Annotated in this window: 20 protein-coding genes; 5 read left to right on the top strand and 15 right to left on the bottom strand. The window is 74.9% G+C overall.

The features are described from left to right. Positions 1–72 precede the first annotated feature (72 nt). The 3 genes from AW27_RS19760 to AW27_RS19750 all read left to right on the top strand — a co-directional run bounded on the left by AW27_RS19760 (position 73) and on the right by AW27_RS19750 (position 3,376). A complete protein-coding gene (locus tag AW27_RS19760; protein ID WP_037925087.1) occupies positions 73–741 on the top strand; it encodes a DUF4097 family beta strand repeat-containing protein in 669 nt (222 codons plus the stop codon). Positions 742–866: 125 nt separating this feature from the next. After that, entirely contained in the window at positions 867–2,024 is a 1,158-nt protein-coding gene (locus AW27_RS19755; RefSeq protein ID WP_037925084.1) for a low temperature requirement protein A, read from the top strand. Between the two features lie 104 nt (positions 2,025–2,128). Next, positions 2,129–3,376 carry a cytochrome P450 gene (locus tag AW27_RS19750; protein WP_037925083.1) on the top strand — a complete coding sequence of 416 codons (1,248 nt, stop codon included), beginning with the start codon at positions 2,129–2,131 and terminating at the stop codon, positions 3,374–3,376. Positions 3,377–3,499: 123 nt separating this feature from the next. Here AW27_RS19750 and AW27_RS19745 read toward each other — a convergent pair whose 3' ends face one another. Continuing rightward, positions 3,500–3,994: a DUF5949 family protein gene (locus tag AW27_RS19745; protein WP_037925080.1), complete on the bottom strand. Its 495-nt coding sequence runs from the start codon at positions 3,992–3,994 to the stop codon at positions 3,500–3,502. 57 nt (positions 3,995–4,051) lie between these two features. After that, the gene (locus tag AW27_RS19740) at positions 4,052–4,636 is read right to left on the bottom strand and encodes a DUF4352 domain-containing protein (RefSeq protein ID WP_052031114.1); all 585 of its coding nucleotides are present in this window, start codon (positions 4,634–4,636) and stop codon (positions 4,052–4,054) included. A 155-nt stretch (positions 4,637–4,791) separates the two neighbouring features. Between AW27_RS19740 and AW27_RS19735 the strand changes: the two genes are divergently transcribed. Continuing rightward, positions 4,792–5,229 (top strand): DUF6299 family protein, encoded by a 438-nt coding sequence (locus AW27_RS19735; RefSeq protein ID WP_157840300.1) that lies wholly within the window; start codon positions 4,792–4,794, stop codon positions 5,227–5,229. A gap of 39 nt (positions 5,230–5,268) precedes the next feature. Here AW27_RS19735 and AW27_RS19730 read toward each other — a convergent pair whose 3' ends face one another. The 5 genes from AW27_RS19730 to AW27_RS19710 form a co-directional block, all read right to left on the bottom strand. Beyond that, positions 5,269–5,442, bottom strand: coding sequence for a hypothetical protein (locus tag AW27_RS19730; RefSeq protein WP_172671370.1), 174 nt, complete (start codon positions 5,440–5,442; stop codon positions 5,269–5,271). A 71-nt stretch (positions 5,443–5,513) separates the two neighbouring features. Beyond that, the gene (locus tag AW27_RS19725) at positions 5,514–7,601 is read right to left on the bottom strand and encodes a SpoIIE family protein phosphatase (RefSeq protein ID WP_037925078.1); all 2,088 of its coding nucleotides are present in this window, start codon (positions 7,599–7,601) and stop codon (positions 5,514–5,516) included. A 12-nt stretch (positions 7,602–7,613) separates the two neighbouring features. Then, a complete protein-coding gene (locus AW27_RS19720; RefSeq protein ID WP_037925075.1) occupies positions 7,614–7,955 on the bottom strand; it encodes a hypothetical protein in 342 nt (113 codons plus the stop codon). Between the two features lie 26 nt (positions 7,956–7,981). After that, positions 7,982–9,292, bottom strand: a complete 1,311-nt coding sequence (locus AW27_RS19715) for an NAD(P)-binding domain-containing protein (RefSeq protein WP_037925073.1) — start codon at positions 9,290–9,292, stop codon at positions 7,982–7,984. 58 nt (positions 9,293–9,350) lie between these two features. Next, positions 9,351–10,748, bottom strand: coding sequence for a carboxylate--amine ligase (locus tag AW27_RS19710; protein ID WP_037925070.1), 1,398 nt, complete (start codon positions 10,746–10,748; stop codon positions 9,351–9,353). 150 nt (positions 10,749–10,898) lie between these two features. Here AW27_RS19710 and AW27_RS19705 point away from each other — a divergent pair, with 150 nt between their 5' ends. Further along, entirely contained in the window at positions 10,899–12,470 is a 1,572-nt protein-coding gene (locus AW27_RS19705; RefSeq protein WP_052031112.1) for a glycoside hydrolase family 26 protein, read from the top strand. 5 nt (positions 12,471–12,475) lie between these two features. Here the strand turns inward: AW27_RS19705 and AW27_RS19700 are convergent, their stop codons facing one another. The 8 genes from AW27_RS19700 to AW27_RS19665 form a co-directional block, all read right to left on the bottom strand. Then, positions 12,476–13,618, bottom strand: a complete 1,143-nt coding sequence (locus tag AW27_RS19700; RefSeq protein WP_037925067.1) for a GNAT family N-acetyltransferase — start codon at positions 13,616–13,618, stop codon at positions 12,476–12,478. Then, positions 13,615–14,436, bottom strand: coding sequence for a YveK family protein (locus AW27_RS19695; protein WP_236647749.1), 822 nt, complete (start codon positions 14,434–14,436; stop codon positions 13,615–13,617). The genes AW27_RS19700 and AW27_RS19695 overlap by 4 nt, the downstream gene beginning before the upstream one ends. A gap of 82 nt (positions 14,437–14,518) precedes the next feature. Beyond that, complete coding sequence (locus AW27_RS19690; RefSeq protein WP_236647748.1) at positions 14,519–15,790, bottom strand: glycosyltransferase; 1,272 nt, start codon at positions 15,788–15,790, stop codon at positions 14,519–14,521. Further along, on the bottom strand, positions 15,787–16,563 hold the full coding sequence (locus tag AW27_RS19685) for a polysaccharide deacetylase family protein (protein WP_037925065.1): 777 nt from the start codon (positions 16,561–16,563) through the stop codon (positions 15,787–15,789). Before AW27_RS19685 ends, AW27_RS19690 begins: the two co-directional genes overlap by 4 nt. Next, positions 16,553–18,835, bottom strand: coding sequence for a murein biosynthesis integral membrane protein MurJ (murJ, locus tag AW27_RS19680; protein ID WP_370466509.1), 2,283 nt, complete (start codon positions 18,833–18,835; stop codon positions 16,553–16,555). The genes AW27_RS19685 and murJ overlap by 11 nt, the downstream gene beginning before the upstream one ends. Beyond that, on the bottom strand, positions 18,832–20,217 hold the full coding sequence (locus AW27_RS19675) for an O-antigen ligase family protein (protein WP_052031111.1): 1,386 nt from the start codon (positions 20,215–20,217) through the stop codon (positions 18,832–18,834). Before AW27_RS19675 ends, murJ begins: the two co-directional genes overlap by 4 nt. Continuing rightward, a complete protein-coding gene (locus AW27_RS19670) occupies positions 20,217–21,752 on the bottom strand; it encodes an exopolysaccharide biosynthesis polyprenyl glycosylphosphotransferase (protein WP_370466508.1) in 1,536 nt (511 codons plus the stop codon). The genes AW27_RS19675 and AW27_RS19670 overlap by 1 nt, the downstream gene beginning before the upstream one ends. Further along, positions 21,749–22,936 carry a glycosyltransferase gene (locus tag AW27_RS19665; protein WP_037925064.1) on the bottom strand — a complete coding sequence of 396 codons (1,188 nt, stop codon included), beginning with the start codon at positions 22,934–22,936 and terminating at the stop codon, positions 21,749–21,751. The genes AW27_RS19670 and AW27_RS19665 overlap by 4 nt, the downstream gene beginning before the upstream one ends. Positions 22,937–22,952 lie beyond the last annotated feature (16 nt).

The following is a 22,952-nucleotide window of genomic DNA, read 5'->3' as shown; positions in this document are numbered from 1 at the left end:
ACGCAACGTAGCTTTTCTCCTATCGGAAACAGCGGGCCGCAGGGCGCCGCTGACGGAGAACGGAGAAGCACCATGCAGAAGTTCACCACCGCCGCCCCGATCGCCGCCGTCCTCGACATCCCCGTCGGACGCCTCCGCTTCATCGCCGCCGACCGCGCCGACACCACCGTCGAGATCCTCCCGGCCGACGCCTCCAGGGGCCGCGATGTGACGGCCGCCGAACGGACCACCGTCGCGTACGCAGACGGCATCCTGCGGATCGCCGCCGCTGCGCCGAGGAACCGGATCCTCGGCGGCTCCGGATCGGTCGAGGTGACCGTCAGGCTTCCCACGGGCTCCCGCGTCGAGGCCAGGACCGCCAGTGCCGAGATTCGGGGCGTCGGCCGGCTCGGGGACGTCACCATCGACAGCGCCCACGGCGCGATCAAGCTCGACGAGACCGCGGGTGCCCGACTCGCCCTCCAGGCCGGGGACATCACGGTCGGCCGTCTCGGCGGCTCCGCGGAGATCACCACCCAGAAGGGCGGCGTGCACGTCACCGAGGCCGTTCGCGGCACGGTCGTCCTGCGGACGCAGGCCGGCGACATCTCCGTCGGCGCCGCCCGCGGAACCCGTGCCACCCTCGACGCGGGCACCTCCTACGGCCGGATACGCAACGCCCTCACCCACGACGGCAGCGGCCGGGACCTCACCCTCCACGCCACCACCGCCTACGGCGACATCGCCGCCCGCAGCCTCTGACCCGCAGCGGCCCGAGCAGCCCGGTGTGACCGGCGTGACCGGCCCGGACGGCCGCCCGGGGCACAGCGGCCCCCCGGGCAGCGCGCCTGAGCTGCGGCGCGTCACCACCCTGCTCTCCTGACCGTATGGCCTACACCCCGATGACCGCCCGCAGCCGAGACGAGGGCCACCGCGCCGCGACCCCGCTGGAGCTGTTCTTCGACCTCTGCTTCGTCGTGGCTGTCGCGCAGGCCGGAGCCCGGCTCGTGCACGCACTCGCGGAGGGCCATCCCGGTACCGGGGTGATCGGCTACTTCTTCGTCTTCTTCGGCGTGTGGTGGGCCTGGATGAACTTCACCTGGTTCGCCTCCGCCTACGACTGCGACGACGTGCCGTACCGGATCGCGACGCTCGTCCAGATCGCCGGCGTCCTCGTCTACGCGGCAGGGGTGGGCGAAGCCTTCGACGAGAACGACTGGGCGATCGCCGTCGTCGGCTACATCATCATGCGCGTGGCGCTGACGGCGCAGTGGCTGCGGGCCGCCGCCGGGGAGAGCGGCGCCGCCCGCACCGCCGCCCTGACGTACGCGGCCGGGCTGGTGATCTGCCAGGCCGGCTGGGTGGGGCTCCTCTTCGCGCCCGACGGCGCCAAGCGCTGGCTGTTCCTGGTGCTGGTCGCGGCCGAGCTGATGGTCCCGGTGATCGCCGAGCGCGGGCACCAGACGCCCTGGCACGCCCACCACATCGTCGAGCGGTACGGGCTGTTCACCATCATCGTGCTCGGCGAGACGATCGCGGCGAGCACGGTGGCCGTGAAGTCCGCGCTCGACGAGCACGAAGCCCTCGACCTGCTGCTCCCCATCGCCGCCGGCGGGCTGCTGATCGTGTTCGCCGCGTGGTGGATCTACTTCGCCGTGCCGATGCACCAGCACCTGACCTCCAACCGGGAGGCCATCCCGTGGGGCTACGGCCACCTGCTGATCTTCGCTTCCGGTGCGGCGATCGGCGCGGGCATCGAGGTCGTGGTCGAGCACGCGGTCGGCACGGCGCACATCTCCCAGGTCTCCGCCAACGCATCCGTCATGGTCCCGGCCGCGGCCTTCCTCTTCATGGTGTGGCTGCTGCACTCGCGCCACTTCAAGCGCGGCCTCGCCCAGCAGCTGGTGCTCCCGGTCTCCGCCGTGGTCACCCTCGCCTGCATCTGGACGGGCGCCTACGCCGTCCTCTACGCGGGACTCGTCGCGGTGGTCACGGTCACCGTCGGCCTGATCCTGGCCGAGCGGTCCGGCGCCGAGGTCCTGTAGCGGGCGGCGGCCCGACCGTCACTCCCGCGCCCCCGCCGCCGTTCTCAGCGCAGACCGAGCGGACGAGCAGGACACACCGCACCGCACCGACTGGAGGCACGGCCATGACACTCCCGGCGCAACGCCACGGCACCGGACCCGGCGGGGAACTGGCCGAGCCGGGCTTCTGGCAGCAGCCGCCCGCACACCGGCTCGCCGTCTTCGCCCGCCTGCGCGCCGCCGAAGGCCCCGTGTTCGTGCCCGAGGGGGCCGGCCACTGGGCCCTCGTCCGACACGCCCACGTGCAGGAGGCCAGCCGGCTCCCCAAGGTCTTCGCCAGTGCCCCCGGAGTGACCACTCCCGAACCGGCCCGCTGGGTGCGGGCCCTGTTCGGCGACTCCATGGTCAACCTGGACGGCCCGGACCACGCCAGGCTCCGCCGGATCGTCCAGCGGGCCTTCACTCCCCGCCTGCTGGCTGCGGCCGAGGCCGACATCCACGCCGTGGCCGCCCGCATCGTGGACGACGTACTGGCCGACCGGCCCGACGAGTTCGTCTCGGCGGTGGCCTCCCGGCTGCCGCTGGAGGTCATCTGCAACATGATGGGCATCCCTGAGCGCTTCCGCGCCGAGATCGCCGACCGGGTCAACCATGCCTCCGAGAACATCGGCGTGGAGCGCGGCCTGCTCTCCCGGCTGCGGATGCCCGGCCGCGGGCTGCGCGCGCTCGCCCGGATGCAGCGGATGGTGGCGGGCATCGGCAGGGAGCGGCGCAAGAACCCGGCCGACGACCTGATCTCGGCGCTGGTCTGCGCGAACGTCGACGGACAGGCCCTCGGGGCCCGCCAACTCGGCGCCTTCTTCTCGCTCCTGATGGTCGCCGGGGTGGAGACCACCCGCAACGCCATCACCCACGGGCTGACCCTGCTGACCGACCACCCCGACCAACGGGACCTGCTGATGTCGGACTTCGAGACGTACGCGGACGGCGCGGTGGACGAGATCATCCGGCACTCGACGCCGATCATCCAGTTCCGCCGGACGGTGACCGCCGAGCACACCATGGGCGGCCGCGTCTTCCGGCCGGGCGAGAAGGTGGTCCTGTACTACGCCTCCGCCAACCGCGACGCGTCGGTCTTCCCCGACCCGGACGCCTTCATGATCACCCGCTCGCCCAATCCGCACCTGGGCTTCGGCGGCGGCGGACCGCATTTCTGCCTGGGTGCGCACCTGGCCCGGGTGGAGATGAAGGCGCTCTTCCGCGAGCTGCTGACCCGGCCGGTCGGGCTGCGCGCGGTGGGCCTGCCGGACCTGGCGGGTTCCAGCTTCGACAACCGGGTCCGCTCGCTCGGATTCGTCTTCGAGCGGCCCTGACGGAGGACTCCGGGCGGAGATCCGGCGAAAGGGGCCCGGGCCGAGACCCGGCGGGAGCCCGCGGGAGGGGCCCGGCCACCGGGCAGGCTGGGAGCCCGGCGGCCGGAGCGGTGGGGCGGCCGGCTACTTCTGCAGGCGCCGCACGGAGAGCACGCAGTGGGCGCTGGCCGTGAGGACCTCCTCGTCGCCCGCGAAGGCCTGGAGGGTCGTCGCGTCGACGGGCCGCCCCGGGACCGCCTCGGGCCAGGCGCGCGTGGCGAAGAGGAAGTACACCTGCCCGCTCTCGTCGGCCGCGGCGACCCACTCGTCGGGGGCAGTGCACTGTGCGTTCATCCCGGGCAGGGTGAGCGCGATCTGGTTGCCCTCCAGCAGGATCTGCACCGGGAAGCCGGCGGGGTTGCGGGTGCCGTCCATGACGACGTCACCGATGGGCAGGCCGATCTCCTCCAGCAGCCCGCGAGCCGCCACCTCCCCGGCCTCCCGGCCGCCCGGGCCGTCGCCCAGGGTGTAGGCGAGGAGGTACGGGATGTCGTGTGCCTCGGAGGGGTCGCCGATCCAGGCGAGCACCGAAAGGGTGCCGAGCTGGGACCGGTCGATTTCGGCTTGAGTAGAAGTCATGCGCCGCACCCTAGTGGTCCCGCGCCCGGGCCTTTCACGGCCTTTCACCCGGGCGGGCTAGACAGCCCAGAATCCCTCTCCGGCATTCGCCCGGATGTTCGTGTCCTGGTATTCCAGCCGCACAATGCGCGCGTTTTCCGGGATTTCGAACACCACCCACCCCTCTGCCCGCTCACCGACCTCCAGGGAATCGAAGACGATGGGTTTGCCGGTCGTCAGCTCACCGGTGGGCACCACCGGGTGGCGCTGCCCCGCGCCGTCGTGCGCCCACATGCGTCCGAGAGCCCCGTACGAGGCACCGCCCACGTTGACGAACGACATCGAGGCGGCCACCCAGCGCTTGCCGGCGGGCGGGGCGAAGTTCTTGTCGGCACTGATCGCCGGATCCACGTACGCACCGAGCACGACCTCCAGGTGGCGGCCCACCTGCGTGCCGTGCACCCGCAGGGCGTCACCCACATGGGCGTCCTTCGCGACCGGCCGTACGGGACCCTCCTCGCCCCCGGGAGCCCCGTCGTCCACCGGGACGGCCGGGGCCGCGGCCGGGGCGAGGGCGACTCCCTCGCGAGCGCCCTGGCAGGCGGAGGCACCGAACAGCAGCAGCGGGAGGAGGGCGAGGGTGGGGAGGGCGGGCTGGCGCATGCAAGATCCCTTCGGGGACGTATTGCGGCCAGTTTCACGCCCCCGGGCAGGCAAATGCACACACCGACACGAGTGCGGGGAGCGAACGCGTACGGCCACCTGCCAGCACAATGCGTTCCGGCGGAATACCGCCGCCCGCACCCTCTGGAGGAAGAATGCGCATCTCCCCCCGCCGAATGGCCCTCGCGGCCTTCTCCGCACTGGCCGCCACCACGCTGTTCTGTGCCCCGGCCGGCGCCACCGTTTTCAGTCAAGGTATTTCCGTGCATCACGACGCGTACGTCGCGGGCGACGGCACCGTCACCCTTTCCGGGTCCTACCACTGCGAGCAGGCTTCACCCTCGGGGGCGATGCAGATCAAGGCGACCGTCGAACACGAGGGCGGCCGGCTGAGCATCGGGGCGGAGCAGCCCGTCTGCGACGGCACGGAGCGCCGGTGGGTGGCCACGGCCCCGGGCCGCTGGGTGGACGTGCGCCCGGGCCGCGCGGTGGTCACCGCCGAGCTCCAGGAGGTCCGGCTCTCGGGCCTGATGCCGAGGTCGGTCAGCACCGTCGCCCAGGACCGGCAGGACGTCGAGGTCCGCAGGCACTGAGGCCCGTGCGCAGCCCCGGCGCCTTCCCGGTAGCCGCCGCTACCGGGACCGGCACTCGGGCGCGACGCCCGTCATCGACATGAAGGCCACCGCCTGGCACCCGGGGTCCGCGTGCGGTCGTCCCGTCGTCCAGTCCACGGCCGTCGGCACTCCCGCGGCCAGCAGGAGCGCGGCGAGGATGCCGGTCACGGCACCCCGGCTCAGCCTGCGCACAGCGCGTTCCGTTCCATGGTCGGCATCATCGCCCCGGCCACCGCCGCCCACAACTCGGCGTGTACGGCCGGTCACCCGGCGCTCCGGGAGCTGTCGCCGATGTCGAACTCGCACCACACCGCCTTGCCGTCGCCCCGGGACTCCACGCCCCAGTGCGCGGCCAGGGCGTCCACCAGCAGCAGCCCGCGCCCCGTGGTGGCCGCCTCGCCCGGGCTTCGCCGGCGCGGCCACACGCTGGAGCGGTCCTTGACCCACAGCCGGATCCGCCGCACCGGCTCCGGCAGCACCTCCATGGTCAGCACCGCCCCGCCATCGGTGTGCAGGAGGGCGTTGACCAGCAGCTCCCCCGCCGCCACCTCCACGTCGTCGGCGAGCTCCGGCACACCCCAGTCGCGCAGGGCCTGGCGCAGGGCGTAGCGGGCCTCACGGAGGCCTTCGGGGTCCGCCTGGTGGATGTACTGGTGGATGCGCGGCGCCCGGTGGGTGCCGGGGTCGGGGGCCCTGCGCAACACCAGCAGGGCCACGTCGTCGCCGGAGCCCCAGCGCTCCCACAGCCGGTCCGAGAGGTGGTCGGCGAGCGCCCCGGCGTCCTGCGGGCCGCTGCGCACCGCGTGGGCGAGGGCGTCCATGCCGGCGGTGATGGCCGTGCCGGGCTCCTCCACGAGGCCGTCGGTGCACAGGACGAGCGTCTCGCCCGGGACCAGGTCGAGCTGGGTCTCCGGGAAATCCTCCTGCTCGAAGGCTGAGGCCAGGCCCAGCGGCAGGCCGCCGCGGACGTTGGGCCAGCCCGTTCGCCCGTCCGTGTGGCGGATCAGCGGGCCGAGGTGGCCCGCCCGGACCGCGCGTACGCCGCCGGTCTCCAGGTCCACCTGCGCGTACAGGCAGGTGGCGAAGCGCTCGGTGTCCAGTTCGGCGAGGAAGCGCGAAGCCCGCGCCAGCACGGTGGACGGCGGGTGTCCCTCCCCGGCGTACGCCCGCAGCGCGATCCGCAGCTGGCCCATGATGGCCGCGGCGTGCGTGTCATGGCCCTGGACGTCGCCCACCACGATGCCGACCCGGTTGCGGGGCAGTGCGATCACGTCGTACCAGTCGCCGCCGACCTCCCGCCCGCTCCACGCGGCGTGGTAGCGGACCGCGATCTCCCCGCCGGAGATCTCCGGGATCCGGCGCGGCAGCATGGCCGCCTGCAGGCCCGTCGCGAACTCCCGCTCCTGGTCGAAGAGCAGCGCCCGCTGGAGCGACTGGGCGACGATGCCCGCCAGGCCCAGGCACAGGTTGCGCTCCTCCGGACTGAACTCCTCGCGGTGCCGGTAGAAGAGGACCAGCCCGCCGATGGCCTTGGCCTGGGCGATCAGCGGCAGGTAGGCGGCGGCGTCGAACCGGATGCGGCCGAGGTAGTCCGCGAGCAGCGGGAACTCTTCGCCGAGCTCGGTGAGCGAGGTGACGAAACGTGCCTGCCGGGTCAGCACCGCGTGCGAGAGCGGCAGCGACCCGTCCATCCGGGTGAACCTGCGCTCGCTGAGGATCTCCAGCGACTCGCCGCTCAGCGCGATGATCTTCATGGTGCCGCCCTCGACCAGCCCCAGGGCCAGCCCGTCGGCTCCGAGCCGCTCCAGCGCGCCCGCGCCGGTCAGCGCTGCCGTGACGTCGTCGACCGTCACCGCCCGCGACAGGGCCTCGGTGGTCCGCTGCACGATCGTGGTCTGCTGGGCGCGCGCCGCCTCCAGCTTGCGCAGCAGCGTCGCGTGGGCCAGCTCGGCCGCAGCGTCCCGGACGATCCCGGCGATGTGCGGGGGCTGTCCCTCGGTGCCCCGCACCACGCGGCCCGTGGTGTGCGTCCACTGGTCCCTGCCGTCCCGCCGGTGCACGGTGAAGTACGCGCCGAAGGTCTCCCCGCCTTCCACCAGCACCCCGGCGATGGTCTCGCGCAGCCGGGCCGCGTCCTCGGGCCGGACGCGCTGCGCGGCGCTCTCCGGGGTTCCGTCGTACTCCCCCGGCTCCACGTCGAACACGGCCATGGCGGCCGCGTCCAGCGCCACCGTCCCCGAGTCCAGATCCCACTCGAAGCTGCCCATGCCGTTCAGCGCGAGCCGCTCCCCGGCATCGGTCACGGGGGTCCGCCGGGCCGGCCCGGGTGCGTCGCGCTCCGCCGCTGCCACCGTCCGCGCCTCCTAACGGCCGGGCCAGCAGGGCTGGGAGATCAGCCGCTCCCACTCCTCGTCGGGGTGCCCCGGAAGAGTGCGCCCGGCCTCCCGCCAGCGCCGGACGACGGAGAGGTAGATCGTGGCCGGGTCGGTGGCGGCGGCCGTCGCGTACGGACCCGCGTACCCGCCCGGGTACGGACCCGCGTACCCGCCCGAATGCTGGCCCGGGTAGGAGCCCGCATGCGGGCCCGGATAGGAGCCCGGGTACGCGGGACGGTCGTGCCCGGCGGGCCCGGACGTGGCGGACTGTTCGCCGCGGCTGGCGGGAATGCGTACCCAGCCGCGGCCCTGTGCTCGCTCCGCACTCATCACGGACCCCTATCTGACCGCGGTTCTCACCGCAGGTACGTCTTCGGATGCCCCGGGGGCACCCCCGGGCCCGGCCCGGGGGAAGCGACCCGGTCCCATCGGGCGACACCGGGCGGGCCCGGCCGCGGACGCCGGGCACCGAGGCGTTTGCGGACTCCTGCCACCAGTCTCCCCGCCGTGAAGCCCGCTCCGTGCACGAATCGCATGGAAGGGCCGAATGAGGGAGCCGCCAACAGCCCGGCGAAGAACAGTCCGGGCCATGAGGACTCGAAGCCGGGGCCCAGTTCCGGGGCCCTGCCGCCGCCCACGGTCCGCAGCGCGGCGCGCAGGGGGGCGTCGAGCATCCCCAACCGGGCCAGGTCGGGGACGAAGCCGGTGGCCGCGATGACGTGGGAGACGTCCAGGACCGTGGATTCACCCGCCGGTGTGGTCAGCCCGAGCCGGGTCCGCTCGCCCGCCGCCACCGCCCGGTGCAGCCGGTGCCCGAGGAGCGCCGGCACCCGCCGCTCGAAACGGTCCCGCAGCCACCAGGCGCCGGCCGGGCCCAGCGCGGTCGCCGCGATCCGCTCCCGGGTGTGCGCGGGCAGCCGGCGCACCGCCCACGGCAGTTCCGACCACACCCAACTGCGCCAACCCGTGCCGAGACCGCTGTGCGGCTCGCGCAGAGCGCGCAGCGCAGGCCTGGCCAGGGGCTGCGGGACGGTGTTCCAGTTCAGCCGGGAGCGCCGGGCGACCAGGCACGGCCGGGCCCCCCGCTCGGCCAGCAGGGCGGCGGTCTCCAGCGCCGCCTGCCCGGCTCCGAGCACGGCGACGTCATGGCCGGCGAAGCCGGACAGGTCCCGGTGGCCGCTGCTGTGCGAGTAGTGGGCGGGCGGGAGGTCCGCCAGCGCCTCGGGGTACTGGGTGAAGGGCATCACCCCGACCGCGACGGCGACCGTGCGGGCGAGCAGGGGCGGTCCCTCGGCGGTGCGGACGCGAAAACCCTCCCCCTCCGGGGTCACCTCCGTGACGGTCACCTCCTCCACCGGCGGCCCTGCGTGCCGGGCGAACCACATCCCGTACCCGCTGAACGTGCCGATGGGCAGCGGAGTGCCGTGTTCCGCGACCGTTCCCCGGGAGGCGCAGTACTCGGCCAGGGTGTGCCGCCCGTCCGGCGCGGACAGGTTGGAGGACCAGGGCTCCGACTTCAGGTACATGCCCTCGGGCATGTGGTCGCGCCACGCGGCCATGGGCCGCCCCAACAGCCGTACGCCGAGCCCCGCGGCGGCCGCGTGGGCGGCGATCGACAGCCCGTACGGGCCGGCTCCGATCACCACGAGATCGTCGGTCCGTGTCACGGTCGCTCCTCCAACACCTTGGACACCCGCCCGGCCCCGACCGCCGGTCCGGGCCCGGTCAACGGGTCACCAGTTCGTCCGGCTCGGCCGACGCCTCCGGCGGGGCGGGGCGGGAGACCGCCCCGGCGGAGGCCGCGCCCGGCTGCTCCCGCCCGCGCTGCCGCGGCGCGCGGACGACCGCGCGCGCGGTGCGGCGGCCCTGCGCCGGGACACCCCGCAGGACCCGGGCCCCCTTGGCCGCGCCGCGTCCCAGGAACGCCGCGAGCATGGACAGGAACGGCCGGACGTCGTCCGACGCGAACCAGGCGGGCTCGACCTGCCCTCGCTCGGCAGCCGCTCCCGTCCTCGGGGGCGCGGGGGCCGTCGCCGGCCGGCGTCGCGGCAGGGACCGACCCCGGACCGCCGCCAGCAGCGCGTAGTTCTCCGCGACGAAGACGCGGCCGGCGCCGCCCGAGGGCTGCGGGACCTGCTGGCCCGTCAGATCCAGGTACATCGCCTGGACCACGTCCATTCCCGTCGCGTCCGTGAACAGCCTGAACTGCGCGCCGGGGCGCGGGTTGAAGTCCACCAGCCGGAAGACCCCGCGCTCGTCCCGGCGGAAGTCCAGGTCCAGGATGCCCTGGTAGCCGAGTCGTTCGGCGAGCCGCAGTGCCGCCTCCTCCACCGCCGGGTCGGGCAGCCAGCGCCCCACCGCCGTCAGCCCCGTGCGCACCGGCCAGGACAGCTCCTTGCGACCCGAACCGGCGAGCAGCGGACGCCCGCCGTGGGTGAAGGCGCCGTGGAAGAACCAGTCGGTGTCGGGCCCGGCCGGCAGGAACCGCTGGAGCAGCAGCCTGCTCCCCGCCTCCGCGGAGCGCTCGTACAACCGGCGCGCCTCGGCGGTGGTCTGCACGAGCGTGGTGCTGCGCAGCCCGTCCGCCCCGGTGGGCAGCAGCCACGGCCGGCTCCACTTGGCGACCACCGGCAGGCCCAGCCGCCAGGCCGCGTCCGCCGCCTCGGCCCCGCTCGCCGGGACCACGGTCTCCGGGTGCGGGACGTCCCAGCGCGCGCACAGCCGCGACAGCTCGGCCTTGTCGGCCACCCGGGCGGGCAGGTTGTCGGGCTGATGGGGGATCCGGAAGCGCTCGCGGAGGAGCGGCGCGACCCGGGACACGGCGATGGCGCTCAGGTCGTCCATCGCGATGAGCACGGCCGGACGGCCGATCAGTTCCGACACCCTGGTCAGGCACTCCAGCAGGGCTTCGGGGGCCTCCGGGTCCAGCCCGCCGGCAGGCCCGGGATGCACGGCGCGCAGGTACCGCGAACGCACCATGGGACCTCCCCCGGCCTCGACGACGGCATGGACCTCCACGCCCTTGCGGCCAAGGGATCTGACGGCGCCGAGGGTTCCGTGGTGGAACGGATTGCGGTCGAGTCTGAGCACAACGGCGGGCACATGGTTGAGATGCGCGTGCATGGCAACGGTGTCTTTCACCTAGTCGGACCAAGCGGGAGTGGTGTGCAGCTGCTAATGGCCTAGGCGGCAGTCACCGAACAGGCCGTTCGTCAGATCTGATGCCTAACGTCTTGGACAAGCACACCGATTCAGGAAAGCTCGGGAGACGCCATGCCCAGACCACGCCGCCGACTGGCGGGCACCTGCATCGGCACGGTCACGGCCGGACTGCTCGCCACCGGGGCCGCCCTCGCGGCGCCCGACGAGGACCGGATCAAGGACTCCGGCACCGCCATGGGCGCCTATCTCGACTACGGCCCCAGTGGGGTGGCCCGCATCCCGCACCTCTCGCGCTGGTTGGGCGGCCGGGAGATCCGGGTCGGCCACACCTATCTCCCCGGAGACCAGTGGGCCGGCATCGAGGGCCGGGTCTCCTTCCTGGAGGACTGGGCGCGCTGGCGTCTGGCGGACGACGACCGGATGTTCGTCCTCAACGTGCCCATGCAGGCGCGCAACGAGGCGCGGGTGCCCGACCAGCAGGTGGCCCAGCTGATCCGGGCGGGCGCGCGGGGCGAGCACGACGAGCACTTCCGCAGGCTGGCCGAGCGGCTGGTGTCGCTCGGTGTCCCGGACACGGTGATCGTGCTCGGCTGGGAGATGAACGGCGTCACCTACACCCACCGGTGCGGTCCCGATCCGGCGAACTGGAAGCTGTACTGGCGGCGCGTCGTCACCGTGATGCGCTCCGTGCCCGGCCAGGAGTTCAAGTTCGACTTCGCCCCGAACCGCGGTACGGACGCGATCGGCTGGACCAAGTGCTATCCGGGCGACGGCTACGTCGACATCATCGGGATGGACTCCTACGACCAGGGGCCCGGCCAGACCTTCGACGACCAGATCTCCCAGCCGTACGGGCTCCAGCAGCACGTCGACTTCGCACGGGCCCACGGCAAGGCGATCTCGTACCCCGAGTGGGGCCTGTTCCGGCGCGGTGACAACCCGGAGTACGTGCGGCGCATGCTCCAGTGGATCGCGCAGCACAAACCGCTCTACCACACGATCACCGACTACTGCCCGCACGGTGTGTGGCAGTGCAAGCAGAACCCCGCGTCCACGAAGGTGTTCCGGGACGCGCTGACGCCCGAGGCGCCCGGCCCGGTGGTGCCGACTCCGGTGGTGCCGACCCCGGTGGTGCCCACACCGGTCGTGCCCACGCCCGTGGTGCCGACCCCCGTGGTGCCGACGCCGGGCATTCCCACACCCCAGGTCCCGACCCCGCAGGTCCCGACCCCGCAGGTCCCGACGCCTCAGGTCCCGACCCCGGACGTCCCGACGCCTCAGGTCCCGACCCCGGAGGCCACCGAGCCCTCCCCGGTGGAACCGAGCCCGGCCGTGCCGAGCCCCGAGGTGCCGCTTCCGGTGACCCCGAGCCCGCTCGTGCCCTCCCCCGTCGCACCGAGCCCGGAGGCCCCCGAGCCCGTCACCCCCAGCCCCGAAGTGCCCAGGCCCTCGCCCGTGACGCCCTCGCCCGTGGCCACGGCGCCCGTCACGCCGGGCCCGGTCGTACCGAAGCCCCAGCCCACTCCGGTCAAGCCCGCGCCCCAGCCGCAGCAGCCTCCCCTCGGCAGCCGGCAGTGGTGCGTGCCGGTCAACCTCGGCGAATGGCTGTCCAAGCTCGTCGGCAAGCAGTCGGTCTGCTTCAAGATCGACCTGGGGGACGGCTCCGGCTTCTGGCCCTTCTAGCCGGGTCATCGCACCCGCAGTTCGTTGAGCCGCGCCCGCCAGTCCCTGGCGGCCGGCAGCGCCTCGCGCAGCGCGTCCACCGCCCGCTCGCGCCCCGTCAGCTGCGACTCGTGCAGTCGCAGCAGGGGCGCGAGCGCGGTCGTGGCCATCAGGAAGCGCTGGTTGACGACCGTCGCCGGCCGCCAGTGGTTCTTGTAGGGCTCGTTGCCCCGCAGGAAGCTCACCACCGGCCGGCCCTCCGCCAGCGCCCGCCCGGCCTCGTAGCGCAGCAGCAGCGTCGCCACGTCCACCTTGCGCGCCCGCAGGTCGGGGTCCGCGCCGTAGAGGTAGCCGCCGCTGAGCCCCGCGGACAGCAGCGTGACGTTGGCCGCCACCACCTTGCCGTCCAGCCGGAACTCCGTGAGCCGGCCCTGGCCGGCCCGCACCATCCGGCGGGTGGCCCGGGTGAGGTGCTCGGCGAAGCGGGGGCGCAGGTGCTCCGGCGTCACCCCGCGGCCGCGCCACTGCTTCTCGTGCAGCCGCAGCAGGTTCCGTACCGCGCGCGGCACCTCCTGCTCGGTGGCCTCGTGCTCCTCGATGCCCGCCGCGTCGGTCTTGCGCAGCTTCGCCCGCACCCGCTGGGCGCCGGATGCCGGCATGCGCTTGACCAGTTCGTCGAACGGCAGCGTCGGCAGCTCCATGCACGTGGAGTCGGCGAGCCTGCTGCCGATCCCGGGCCACTGCCGGTACAGCTCCTCGGCGGCGGCCCCGGGGCGCACTTCCCGCAGGTCGACCACGGCACCGCGCGCGGCCCGGTGCAGCCCCTGGGCCAGCGCCGGGACGACCTGGTCGGCGTGCTCGTCGGCCACGAGCACGTCGAAGTAGTCGGTGATCGGACCGCCGAGGGGGACCAGCAGCGGGATCGGCCGGTGTACGAGCATCAGGGCGGCCGCGCCGACCAGTTCCCCGCCGCGCCGGACGAGGACGATTCGGAGCCGGCCCTCCTTGCCGTACGACAGCCACCAGGAGTGCAGCCAGGCATGGCTCTGGAAGGGGGTGGCGGTGGGACAGGCGCGGACGAGCCGGTTCCACGGCTCCTCCAGCGCGGCGAACTGCCGGGGGTCTCGGCACAGCGTCACCGACAGGGCCCCGGCGGAGCCCGGCTTCATCGCACGGACTCCTTCTCCTTGACCGAGACCGGCTCACCCTGGGCGGGAAGGGTGGCGTACTCCTCGGCCGGGGCCCCGGTCACGCGCTCCGCCGCCGGGCCGGCCGCGGGCCCGGCCAGGCCCTCCTCCGAGCGCCGGGCGCGGCCGGGCCGGGCGAGCAGCCACAGCCCGCCCAGCAGCCCGCCGGCGCAGAGCCCGACGGCACCGCTGACGGCGGCGGACGGGGAGGCGGGGTCGGTGGGGGCCACGGCCTGGTTGAAGAGCAGGAGCTGCACGCCGGTGTTCTTCGCGGCCTGGTTGCTGCTCAGCGACAGGGCGTCGGCGACGGCGTTCGCGATGTCGGCTGCCTCGCCGGGGCTCTTGGACGTGCCGGTGATGGCGATCATGGGGGACTCGGGGGAGGTTTCGGCCCGCACCTGGGTGCGCAGCTCGCGCGCGGTGATGCCCGCCCGGGGCTGCGCGTAGGCGAGGGTGGAGCTGCTGGTGGCGATACGGGCGTACGCCTGCGCGAAGCCGAGGGCGGTGGCGGGCTGGGTGGTGTCGTCGGGAACGGCGACGACATAGCTGGTCGCGGCATACTCGGGAGCCTTGATCAGCCCGTACGCCCCGCCGGCGGCGAGCCCCAGCACGGCGCAGGCGGGCAGCGGCCACCACACCGGGGGCCGGGTGAGGCGCCTCCTGGGCCTCTTTGCGGAACGGTGGTCGGCCTTGCGCTCCGGCTTCTTCTCGGACGTCCCGCTCTTCTCGGTCTTCGCTGTCTTCGCTGTCTTCTCTGCCTTCTCGGTCTTCTCGGTCTTCGTCTCGGCGGTGTCGGCCATGTGCGTGCTCGCTTCCTGGAGGGAGGTGGGTTCCTGCGGGTCCCGGCCGGGACCCCTTCCGGGACCCCTTCGGGGGTGGGGATCAGCCACGGGGGCCCGGGGTGCGCCGCGGGGTGCCGGGGCCGGGCACCGTCAGCCCCGCCGCCGGTCCCGGGGCGGGGCCCGGGCCCCGGTCCGGGGCAGGGTCCGGGGCGGGGTCCGGCGCCCTCGGGCCCGGCGCGGTCGAGAGGGCGAGGTCGTACACGTCCAGCAGCCGACGTGCGCTGCGGGCGATGTCGTAGCGGCGCACCACCGGGGGCGGGGGCAGTCGGCGCGCACCCGCCTCCATGTGGCCGCGCAGCGCCGCGACCAACTCCTCGGTGCCGGTCCCGATCCGGCGCGCTCCGGGGGCCTCGGACGCGGGCAGGTCGTCGATGGCCGGGCAGGTCACGTGCAGGACGGGAAGTCCGGCGGCCAGGGCCTCGACGACGGCGAGCCCGAAGGCCTCCTCCCGCGACGGCGAGACGAAGACGTCCATGGCGGCCAGCAGGGCCGGGATGCCGGGGGTACGGCCGTCCGCGCTGTCGCCCAGGGGGTCCCGCTCCCCCAGCAGGTGGATACGGCTCTGTGCGCCGAGCTCGGCGGCCAACCGGCGCAGCCCCGCCCGCTGCGGGCCGTCCCCGACCAGCAGCAGGTGTGCGCCCGGCAGCGCGGCGATGGCCCGCACCAGCACGTCGAACCGCTTGCCCGGGACCAGCCGGCCGACCCCGCCGACCACGAAGGCCCGCTCGGGCAGCCCGGTGCGGGCCCGGGTCGCCCGGCGGACAGCCTCGTCGAAATGGAAGCGGACGGCCTCGATCCCATTGGGTACGACGTGGACCCGCGCGGCCGGCACCCCCCATCCCTCCAGCCGGGCGGCCACGGTGTCCGACACCGCCACGGTCGCCGCGCCCAGGCGTTCGCTGGCCAGGTACAGCGCGCGCACCCCGCCCGAGAGCGGCCGCCCCTCGATCTCACCCTCGCCGAGGGAGTGCTCGGTGGCGACGGTCGCGCCGGTGCCCGCGAGCCGGGCCGCGAGGCGCCCGTACACGCAGGCCCGGTACAGGTGCGTGTGCACGAGGTCGTACCGGCCGCGCCGGATGAACCGCACGAGTCGCGGCAGCGCCCCCAGGTCCCGGTTGCCGCGCATCCCGAGGTGCACGACCCGTACGCCGTCGGCCCGCAGCCCCTCGGCCACCGGTCCGGGATTGGTCAGCGTCAGCACGTCGCACCGCATCGGCATGTGTCGCAGCATCAGCCGCAGTTGCTGCTCCGCGCCGCCGACACCGAGGCCGGTGATGACGTGCAGGGCCTTGACCTCCTCGATCGGCTTCACCGGTGCACCGCCCGGCGCAGCACCGCGACCCGGTGGCGCACCTGCTTGACCCGCAGCCGGGTGGCGCCGTCGGCCTGGCTGACGTGCGTGCGCGGCAGGGCGTGCGGGCCGGCGAGCCGGCCGGGGTCGATGGCGCAGGCGTATCCGTAGCCGGCCGCCCGCGTCGCGTCGACGACGCGGGCGTCGAGGTGGCCGTAGGGGTAGCAGAAGCCCTCGGGCACGGTTCCGGTCAGCTCCCGCAACAGATCACGGCTGCCGCGCAGTTCCTGCTGGAGCACGTCGTCGGCGGCCGCGGTGAGGTCCTGGTGGAGCAGGCCGTGCGAGCCGATCTCCTGTCCGGCAGCGGCGACCTGGCGGATTCCCTCGGCCGTGAGCAGGGACTTGCGCGGCCCCAGCGGGTCCCACACGTTGTCCACGCCGAGCCGGCCGGGCAGCACGAAGAGGGTCGCGGTGCAGTCATGGCGCTGGAGCAGCGGCAGCGCACGGGTCAGGAAGTCGGTGTAGCCGTCGTCGAAGGTCAGGCCGACGAGCCCGGCTCCGTGTCCGGCCGCCCGGGCCCGCAGCAGCTCGCCGACCGACACCCCGCGCAGGCCCCGGGAGCGCAGCCACAGCAGCTGGGCCTCCAGGGCGCGCGGGGTGACGGTGATCCCGTACGGGTCCTCGGCGGGGTCGGTGAACTCGGCGACCGAGTGGTACATCAGGACCCAGGGCGATGCGGTCCGGCGGGCGGGTACCCCCACGGCGGCGGGGGCCGTGTCGGTGTCAGCGGGCATTGCGGAACCTCTGCGTGAACTGGGAGATCTGATCGGGCAGGGCGGTGACTTCGAGGGCGCGTATGGCTGTGCCGGTGGCGCCGAACATGGCCGGTACCAGCAGGCAGCCGAGGCCGGCGCTGAGCAGCGGATCGGGGATCATCGGCCCGGCGATCCAGCCGGTGGCGCACGCGGCGGCGGCGGCCACCGCGAGCCGCCCGATGCCGGCGGCGACCCGGCGGACGTGGATGTCGATGATCCGCGGGCCCAGACCGGTGAGCAGCAGGGCGGCGGCGGTGGAGATGCCCGCGGCGTTGGCGGCGGCGATCCCGTACGTGCCCCACCAGCGGACGGCGAAGGCTCCGGCCACGATGTTGACGAGCAGTCCGGCACTCATCGCGAGCGCCGGGAACCAGGTGGGCCGGGCGGTCGAGAAGAAGGGCCGGGACAGCGCCCCGACGAGGCAGTGGCCGAGCAGTCCGAGTCCGTAGACCCGCATGACGGAGGCGGTGGCGAGGGTGTCCTCGTGGGAGAAGGCGCCCCGTTCGAAGAGGACCTGGATGATCTGGGGGGCGTAGCCGATGACGAGCGCGGAGCCCATCAGGACGGCGAGCGAGGCCAGCGCCAGGTCGCGCTCCACGCGCCGGCGGGCCTTCTCCCGCTCGCCGCCGGCCATCGCCTGGGCGACGACGGGAAAGGTGACGGTGCAGATCATCAGCGACAGCACCATCGGCATCTGCGCGACCTTCTGCGCGTAGTTGAGGTGGGAGATCGCCCCGGAGGGGAGCGAAGCGGCCAGGAACCGCTCGACCAGCACCTGCGACTGGCGGAAGACGGCGAAGAGGACGACGGGGGCGATGACCCCGAACGCGATGAGGGTGGGGCGGTCGCGGTCGCGCTGGCTGCGCGGGGCGGCGGCCCGTCTGACCCGGGGCGGTCCGAAGCCCACGTTGCGGATGAAGGCGGGGAGTTGGACGAGCGCCATCAGCAGCCCGCCGACGGCGACGCCCGCGGCGGCGGCCCGCACACCCCACAGGGAGTGGAGGGCCACCATCGTGCCGATGATGCCGATGTTGTACGAGACGTAGATCGCGGCGGGCGGCAGGAAGGAGCGGTGCGCGCGCAGCGCGGCGCTGAAGTAGCCGGCGATGCCGAAGGAGAGCACGGTCAGCGCGGTCAGACGGGTGCACTCGACGGCCAGTGCGGGGTCGGGCAGGCCGGGCGCGAGCACGGCGACGACGGCCGGAGCGGCGACGACGAGGAGCGCGGCGACGGCGGCCAGGAACACGACGAGCCGTGGCAGGGTCGCCCCGACCAGCATCCGTACGGGGTCCTGGGCGCGGGCCTCCCTGCGGGTCAGCCCGGCCCGGCCGGCCGCCCGCCGGGCCAGGGCGTGGCTGAAGGCCGGGACCATCAGCAGCGCCATGGCGTCCTCGATCAGCAGCGTCGAGGCCATTTCCGGGAGGGTCCAGGCGATGAGGAAGGCGTCGCTGGCGTGACCGGCGCCGAAGAGGTGCGCGATGGTCTGGTCGCGCACCAGCCCGAACAGGGCCCCGGCGGCGGTGAGCCCGGCGGTCACGGCGGCGGCCTTGGCCAGGAACCGTCCGAGCGGCGCCCCTCCGCCCGCGGCGGACGCGGCCGGACCGCCCCGGCTGCGGGCCCGCCGGAACCGGGTCGCGCGGGAGGCGACGGGAGCGGCGGGAGCGGGCGGTTCGGCGGCGTCGCGGCGGACGCCGCCGAACCGCCGGCTCCCGGGGCCGGCGGGGCCGGGGGCCGCGCCCCGGCCGGGCACGGCGCGCAGCTGCCCCCCGCCCGATCGGGCGGACGCGTCCTGACTGCGGACCTCGCCGAGCCCGTCGGCCGGCCCCCGGGCTCCGGGTGCGTTGGCGGATGCGGTCGTGGTGCGGGCCGCCACCCGCACCCCGAGTCCGGCCGGGGCCCCGCCGGGATAGCCGGCGGCACCGAAGTGCGGCCCCCGCGCGGCGGCCCCGCCGCCCGGCAGGCCTCCGGTGACGAACCCCGGGTCCGCCGGAACCGGCGGCGCCGCGTGTCCGGTGCGGCGCGACCGGCCGGAACCCGTCGGGCCCGCCGCGCCGGCCACCGGGCCGGGCTCGCCGGGGCCCCCGGCCGCGGGTGCGGGCGCGTCCGGCACGTACCCGGCAGGGCCGGACGGGTCTTCGTGCCCCGCGGGTTCGCCGAACGGCGCGGTCGGCGCGGGGGCGGCCGGGACGCGGGTGTGGCCCGCCCCGGCCGGAGGGCCGGAGGCGGGCCGCCAGGGCGTGGTGTCCGTCACCGGCCGCTCGAACTCTCGGGGACGACCCCCGGGCCGGGGAGGGCGCCGCGCAGCGGATCCGCACCGCCCGGGGAGGGCAGGGCCCACCAGGCCGCCAGGCCGACGATCACCCCCGTCAGGACGGTGGACGGGCCGCCGATGTCCGCGTAGAGGAAGTCGGTCAGCTGCCACACGAACAGCCCGGTCGCGATCAGCCCGCAGTCCCGCATCCGCGCCCCGGCACCGCAGGCGAGCCGCCGCAGCCCCGCGACCAGCAGGACCGCCCAGCCGCCCGCCAGCGCGACCAGCCCGATCAGCCCCTGCTCGCTCAGGATCAGCAGGTACATGTTGTGCGGGGAGAGCAGCGGCTGGCGGATGTACGCCTGGCCCGCTCCGGCGGTGTCGCTGCCGGAGGAGAGCCCGAGCGAGGCGTGGCCGTCGCGGTGGGCGGGGAAGCCCTTGAGGCCCACGCCCACCGCCGGCCGCTCGCGCCACATCGACTCGGCGGCGGCCCACATCGTGTAGCGGTCGGTCACCGACTGGTCGGGGGCGCTGGAGACCTGGGTGATGGAGTTCAGCCGCTCGGCGACCATCTCGGAGCCGACTCCGAGTCCGCCCACCAGGACCACCCCCGCGGCGGCCAGCGCGGCGAGCACCGTGAGCGCCCGCCGGATCCCGGCCAGCGCCATCACCAGCAGCGCCGCGCCGAGGGTGGCGATCCAGGCACCGCGGCTGAACGACAGCACCAGCGGCAGGACGAGCAGCAGGGCGCAGCCCGCGGCGGTCCGCCGCAGCCGGGAGGGCGCTCCGGGGGCGAGCGCGGCCGCGGTCGCGACGATCAGCCCGTAGGCGACGACCGTGGCCATGCCCATGACGTCGCCGGGGCCGAAGGTGCCCACGGCCCGGACGTCCTCGCCCTGGTAGGAGGCGCCGGTGTGGGTCGCGTACTGGACGACCCCCACCGCTCCCTGCACCAGGGCCAGGACCACGAAGCAGCCGGCCGCGAGCCGGAACTCCCGTGCGTCGCGCACGAGCAGCACCACGGCCGCCGGGACCAGCACGAAGACCTGGAGGTAGCGGACGAAGCCCGGCAGGGCGGCGTACGGGTCACCGGCGGTCACCGTCGCGACCGCGAGGCCGACGGCCGGCGCGCCGAGGACGACGGCGCCCAGCGGCGTCAGCGCCCGCACCCGGCCGCGCAGTGCCTGCACGGCGCAGACGAGGACCAGCAGCAGGGAGGCGGCGTCGGCGGGGCCGACCTTGCCGGAGGCGGTCACGTCCCCGGCCGGGAGCGGGGCGAGCAGGAGCAGCACGGTCGCGGCGAGCGGCAGCAGCGGCCAGTGGCGGCGCAGCGTGCCCGGCACGTCCGGGCGGGTCCAGTGTCCGGGAGCGGCGAGGCTCATCAGCTGCCCCCCAGCCGGAAGCGGAAGAAGGAGGCGGCCGTGCGGGCGAGGATCCACAGGTCCTGCCACAGCGACCAGGTGTCGATGTAGTGGTTGTCGAAGCGGGCCCGGTCCTCGATGGAGGTGTCCCCGCGCAGGCCGTTGATCTGGGCGAGGCCGGTGATGCCGACGGGCATCCGGTGGCGGGCCTCGTAGCCGGGGTGGACGGTGGAGAACTTGGCGACGAAGAAGGGCCGTTCGGGGCGGGGGCCGACCAGGCTCATGTCGCCCCGTACGACGTTCCACAGCTGGGGCAGCTCGTCGAGGGAGGACTTGCGCAGGAAGGAGCCGACCGCGCTCATCCGGCAGTCCCCGGCCACGGTCCAGCGGGTGGCCGACTCGTGCGCGTCGGCGCGCAGCGTACGGAACTTCAGCAGGGTGAAGGGGCGGCCGTAGAGGCCGACCCGCTCCTGCCGGAAGATCACCCCGGGCCCGTCCCAGAGCCGTACGGCTGCCGCGCAGAGCAGCATCACGGGGGCGGCGGCCACCAGGGCGACCAGCGCGAGCGCGGAGTCGATGATCCGCTTGGCCCAGCGCTCCAGCGGCCGGGCCGGGCGCGGCAGCAGCGGCTGCACGGCGTAGCCCCACAGCTGGTCGGCGGGGTGGGCCAGCCGCATGCCGGTGACCTTGGCGGTGCCGGACGGGTCCGCGAGCCACAGCCGGCAGCCGTGGTCGTGGAAGAGCCGGACCAGCGAGGCGGTGCGCTCGTCGGCTTCGGGCGGGCGGGTGAACACCGCGTGCCGGACGGAGTTCTGGATGACCGCGCGCCGGATGTCCTCGTGGGTGGACAGGAGCGGGAGGGCGCCCCCGTCGCCGTCGGCGGGAGCAGCGGTGTCGGCGAGCCCGACCGGGCGCAGGCCGAACTCGGGGTGGCCGTGCAGGGCGGCGGCCACCGCGCCCGCCCCGGCTCCGGGGCCGACGACGAGGGCGGAGGCGGGCTGGCGCACGGCGGCCCGGCGGTGCAGCTGGTTGGCGAGCCCGCGGCCCGCGCAGACCAGTACGGCCTGCAGGCACACGGCGGTGAGCAGCACGCTCCAGCCCATGGCGCGCGCGGGGTCGAGGGCGGCGGCGACGGCGGCCGCCGCGCACCACAGGACGGCGGAGCGCGCCACCAGTGCGGGCAGTTCGAGGAGGGCGGAGGGGGCGAGCCGTGGCCGGTACAGGCCGGCCTGCGCGTGCAGGGCGACGAGCAGTACGGGCAGCGCGGCGGCGGCCGGCGCGGCCGCCGGGACGGGCAGCGCGGGACCGGGCAGGGCGGCCGCGGTGACCACGGCGGCGAGCGCGTCGGCGGTGAGCAGGGGGAGCGCCCGGCTGCGGGGGCGGACGCGCTGCGGGCGTACGGCGGACCGGGCCCGGTCGACCCGGGGCCCGCGGGGCGGGTGGATGGCGGTCGCGGACCGGCGGGCTGCCGCGTGGGGCGCGGGCGCGAAGGCGCTGCCACCGTGCCCTGTGCCGCCCTGTCCGGTGTGCCGGGCGGGTGCGCTGTCCATCGTCATCGGCTGATGCGCTCCTGGTTCAAGGGCCGGGGCCTGCCCAGCAGTTCGTGGTACAGGCCGCTGACCGCGTCCGTGGTCCGCCGCACGTCGAAGTCGGTCCGGGCGTACTGCCGGGCCTGCTCACCGAGTTCGGCGAGGAGCCGCGGCTCGGCGAGGAGCCGCCCCAGGGCCTTGGCCAGGGCCGTCGGGTCCTCCGGCGGCACCAAGCACTGGCGTCCCTGGCCGGGCGGCAGGCTCTCCCGGGCACCGCTGACGTCGGAGACCAGGACCGGTCGGCCACAGGCCATTGCTTCGAGCGGGGCGAGCGCCATGCCCTCCCACCGCGACGGCAGTACAACGAGATCGGCGGCCCGAAGCCACGGTCGGATGTCGGCGGCGGCTCCGGCGAAGTGCACACCGGACGGGGCGGTACGCCGCAGCCGTTCGCTGTCGGGACCGTCGCCGACGAGGACGAGGCGGGCCGTGGGGACCGTCGCGGCCACCTCCGGCCAGGCGCGCAGCAGGACGTCCTGGCCCTTCTGGGCGCAGATCCGGCCGACGCAGACGGCCAGCGGCCCGCCGGACGGGAAGGAGGCGGGCAGCGGCAGTGCCGCGCGGGATTGCGCGCGGTCCTGGCCGGGGTCGGGTGCGCCGGGCCGGAAGTGGTCGAGGTCCACACCGTTGCGGATCACCGTCCAGTGGGCGGTGATGCCCTCGCTCTCGCCCGCGCGGCGTTCGGCCTCGCTGACGCAGAGCACCCGGTCGGCCCAGCGGGCGCCGTACCTCTCCCAGCGCAGGGCGAGCGCGGCGGTGGCTCCGCCGACGGCGTCGAAGGACCAGGCGTGGGGCTGGAAGACGGTGGGCAGTGTCCCGCGCGCGGCGAGCCGTCCGGCCAGTCCGGCCTTGGCGCTGTGGGCGTGCAGCAGGTCGGGCCGTACGTGGCGCAGCAGCGCGCGGGCGCCGGCCAGTTCGGCGGGGAGTCCGGGGCCGGGGGCCCGGCGGGCCCGCCAGGTGAGCACCTCGGCCCCGGCCGAGCGGACCGCGTCGCCGAGCGCGCCGCCGGGCGGACAGCCGACGACGGCGCGGATCCCCTCCGCGGTCTGGGCGCGGACCAGGTCGGTGACGACCCTGGCGACACCGCCGTCGACGGGCTGTACGAGGTGGAGGACGGTCGTGGGCTGTGCTGCCCGGGAGTGCGTGGGCACGTGGAGTGGTCTCCTG

It is taken from the genome of Streptomyces sp. PCS3-D2, assembly GCF_000612545.2.
Taxonomy (GTDB): Bacteria; Actinomycetota; Actinomycetes; order Streptomycetales; family Streptomycetaceae; genus Streptomyces.
This window is presented reverse-complemented; position numbering and strand designations above follow the sequence as displayed.

Bases quoted from the DNA above. Each gene is read 5' to 3' on its own strand.
- AW27_RS19745 (WP_037925080.1), bottom strand. From the start codon at position 3,994: ATGACTTCTACTCAAGCCGAAATCGACCGGTCCCAGCTCGGCACCCTT.
- AW27_RS19720 (WP_037925075.1), bottom strand. From the start codon at position 7,955: ATGAGTGCGGAGCGAGCACAGGGCCGCGGCTGGGTACGCATTCCCGCC.
- AW27_RS19695 (WP_236647749.1), bottom strand. From the start codon at position 14,436: ATGGCCGACACCGCCGAGACGAAGACCGAGAAGACCGAGAAGGCAGAG.
- AW27_RS19700 (WP_037925067.1), bottom strand. From the start codon at position 13,618: ATGAAGCCGGGCTCCGCCGGGGCCCTGTCGGTGACGCTGTGCCGAGAC.
- AW27_RS19675 (WP_052031111.1), bottom strand. From the start codon at position 20,217: ATGAGCCTCGCCGCTCCCGGACACTGGACCCGCCCGGACGTGCCGGGC.
- AW27_RS19740 (WP_052031114.1), bottom strand. From the start codon at position 4,636: ATGCGCCAGCCCGCCCTCCCCACCCTCGCCCTCCTCCCGCTGCTGCTG.
- AW27_RS19750 (WP_037925083.1), top strand. From the start codon at position 2,129: ATGACACTCCCGGCGCAACGCCACGGCACCGGACCCGGCGGGGAACTG.
- AW27_RS19705 (WP_052031112.1), top strand. From the start codon at position 10,899: ATGCCCAGACCACGCCGCCGACTGGCGGGCACCTGCATCGGCACGGTC.
- AW27_RS19670 (WP_370466508.1), bottom strand. From the start codon at position 21,752: ATGACGATGGACAGCGCACCCGCCCGGCACACCGGACAGGGCGGCACA.
- AW27_RS19760 (WP_037925087.1), top strand. From the start codon at position 73: ATGCAGAAGTTCACCACCGCCGCCCCGATCGCCGCCGTCCTCGACATC.
- AW27_RS19755 (WP_037925084.1), top strand. From the start codon at position 867: ATGGCCTACACCCCGATGACCGCCCGCAGCCGAGACGAGGGCCACCGC.
- AW27_RS19710 (WP_037925070.1), bottom strand. From the start codon at position 10,748: ATGCACGCGCATCTCAACCATGTGCCCGCCGTTGTGCTCAGACTCGAC.
- AW27_RS19685 (WP_037925065.1), bottom strand. From the start codon at position 16,563: ATGCCCGCTGACACCGACACGGCCCCCGCCGCCGTGGGGGTACCCGCC.
- AW27_RS19735 (WP_157840300.1), top strand. From the start codon at position 4,792: ATGCGCATCTCCCCCCGCCGAATGGCCCTCGCGGCCTTCTCCGCACTG.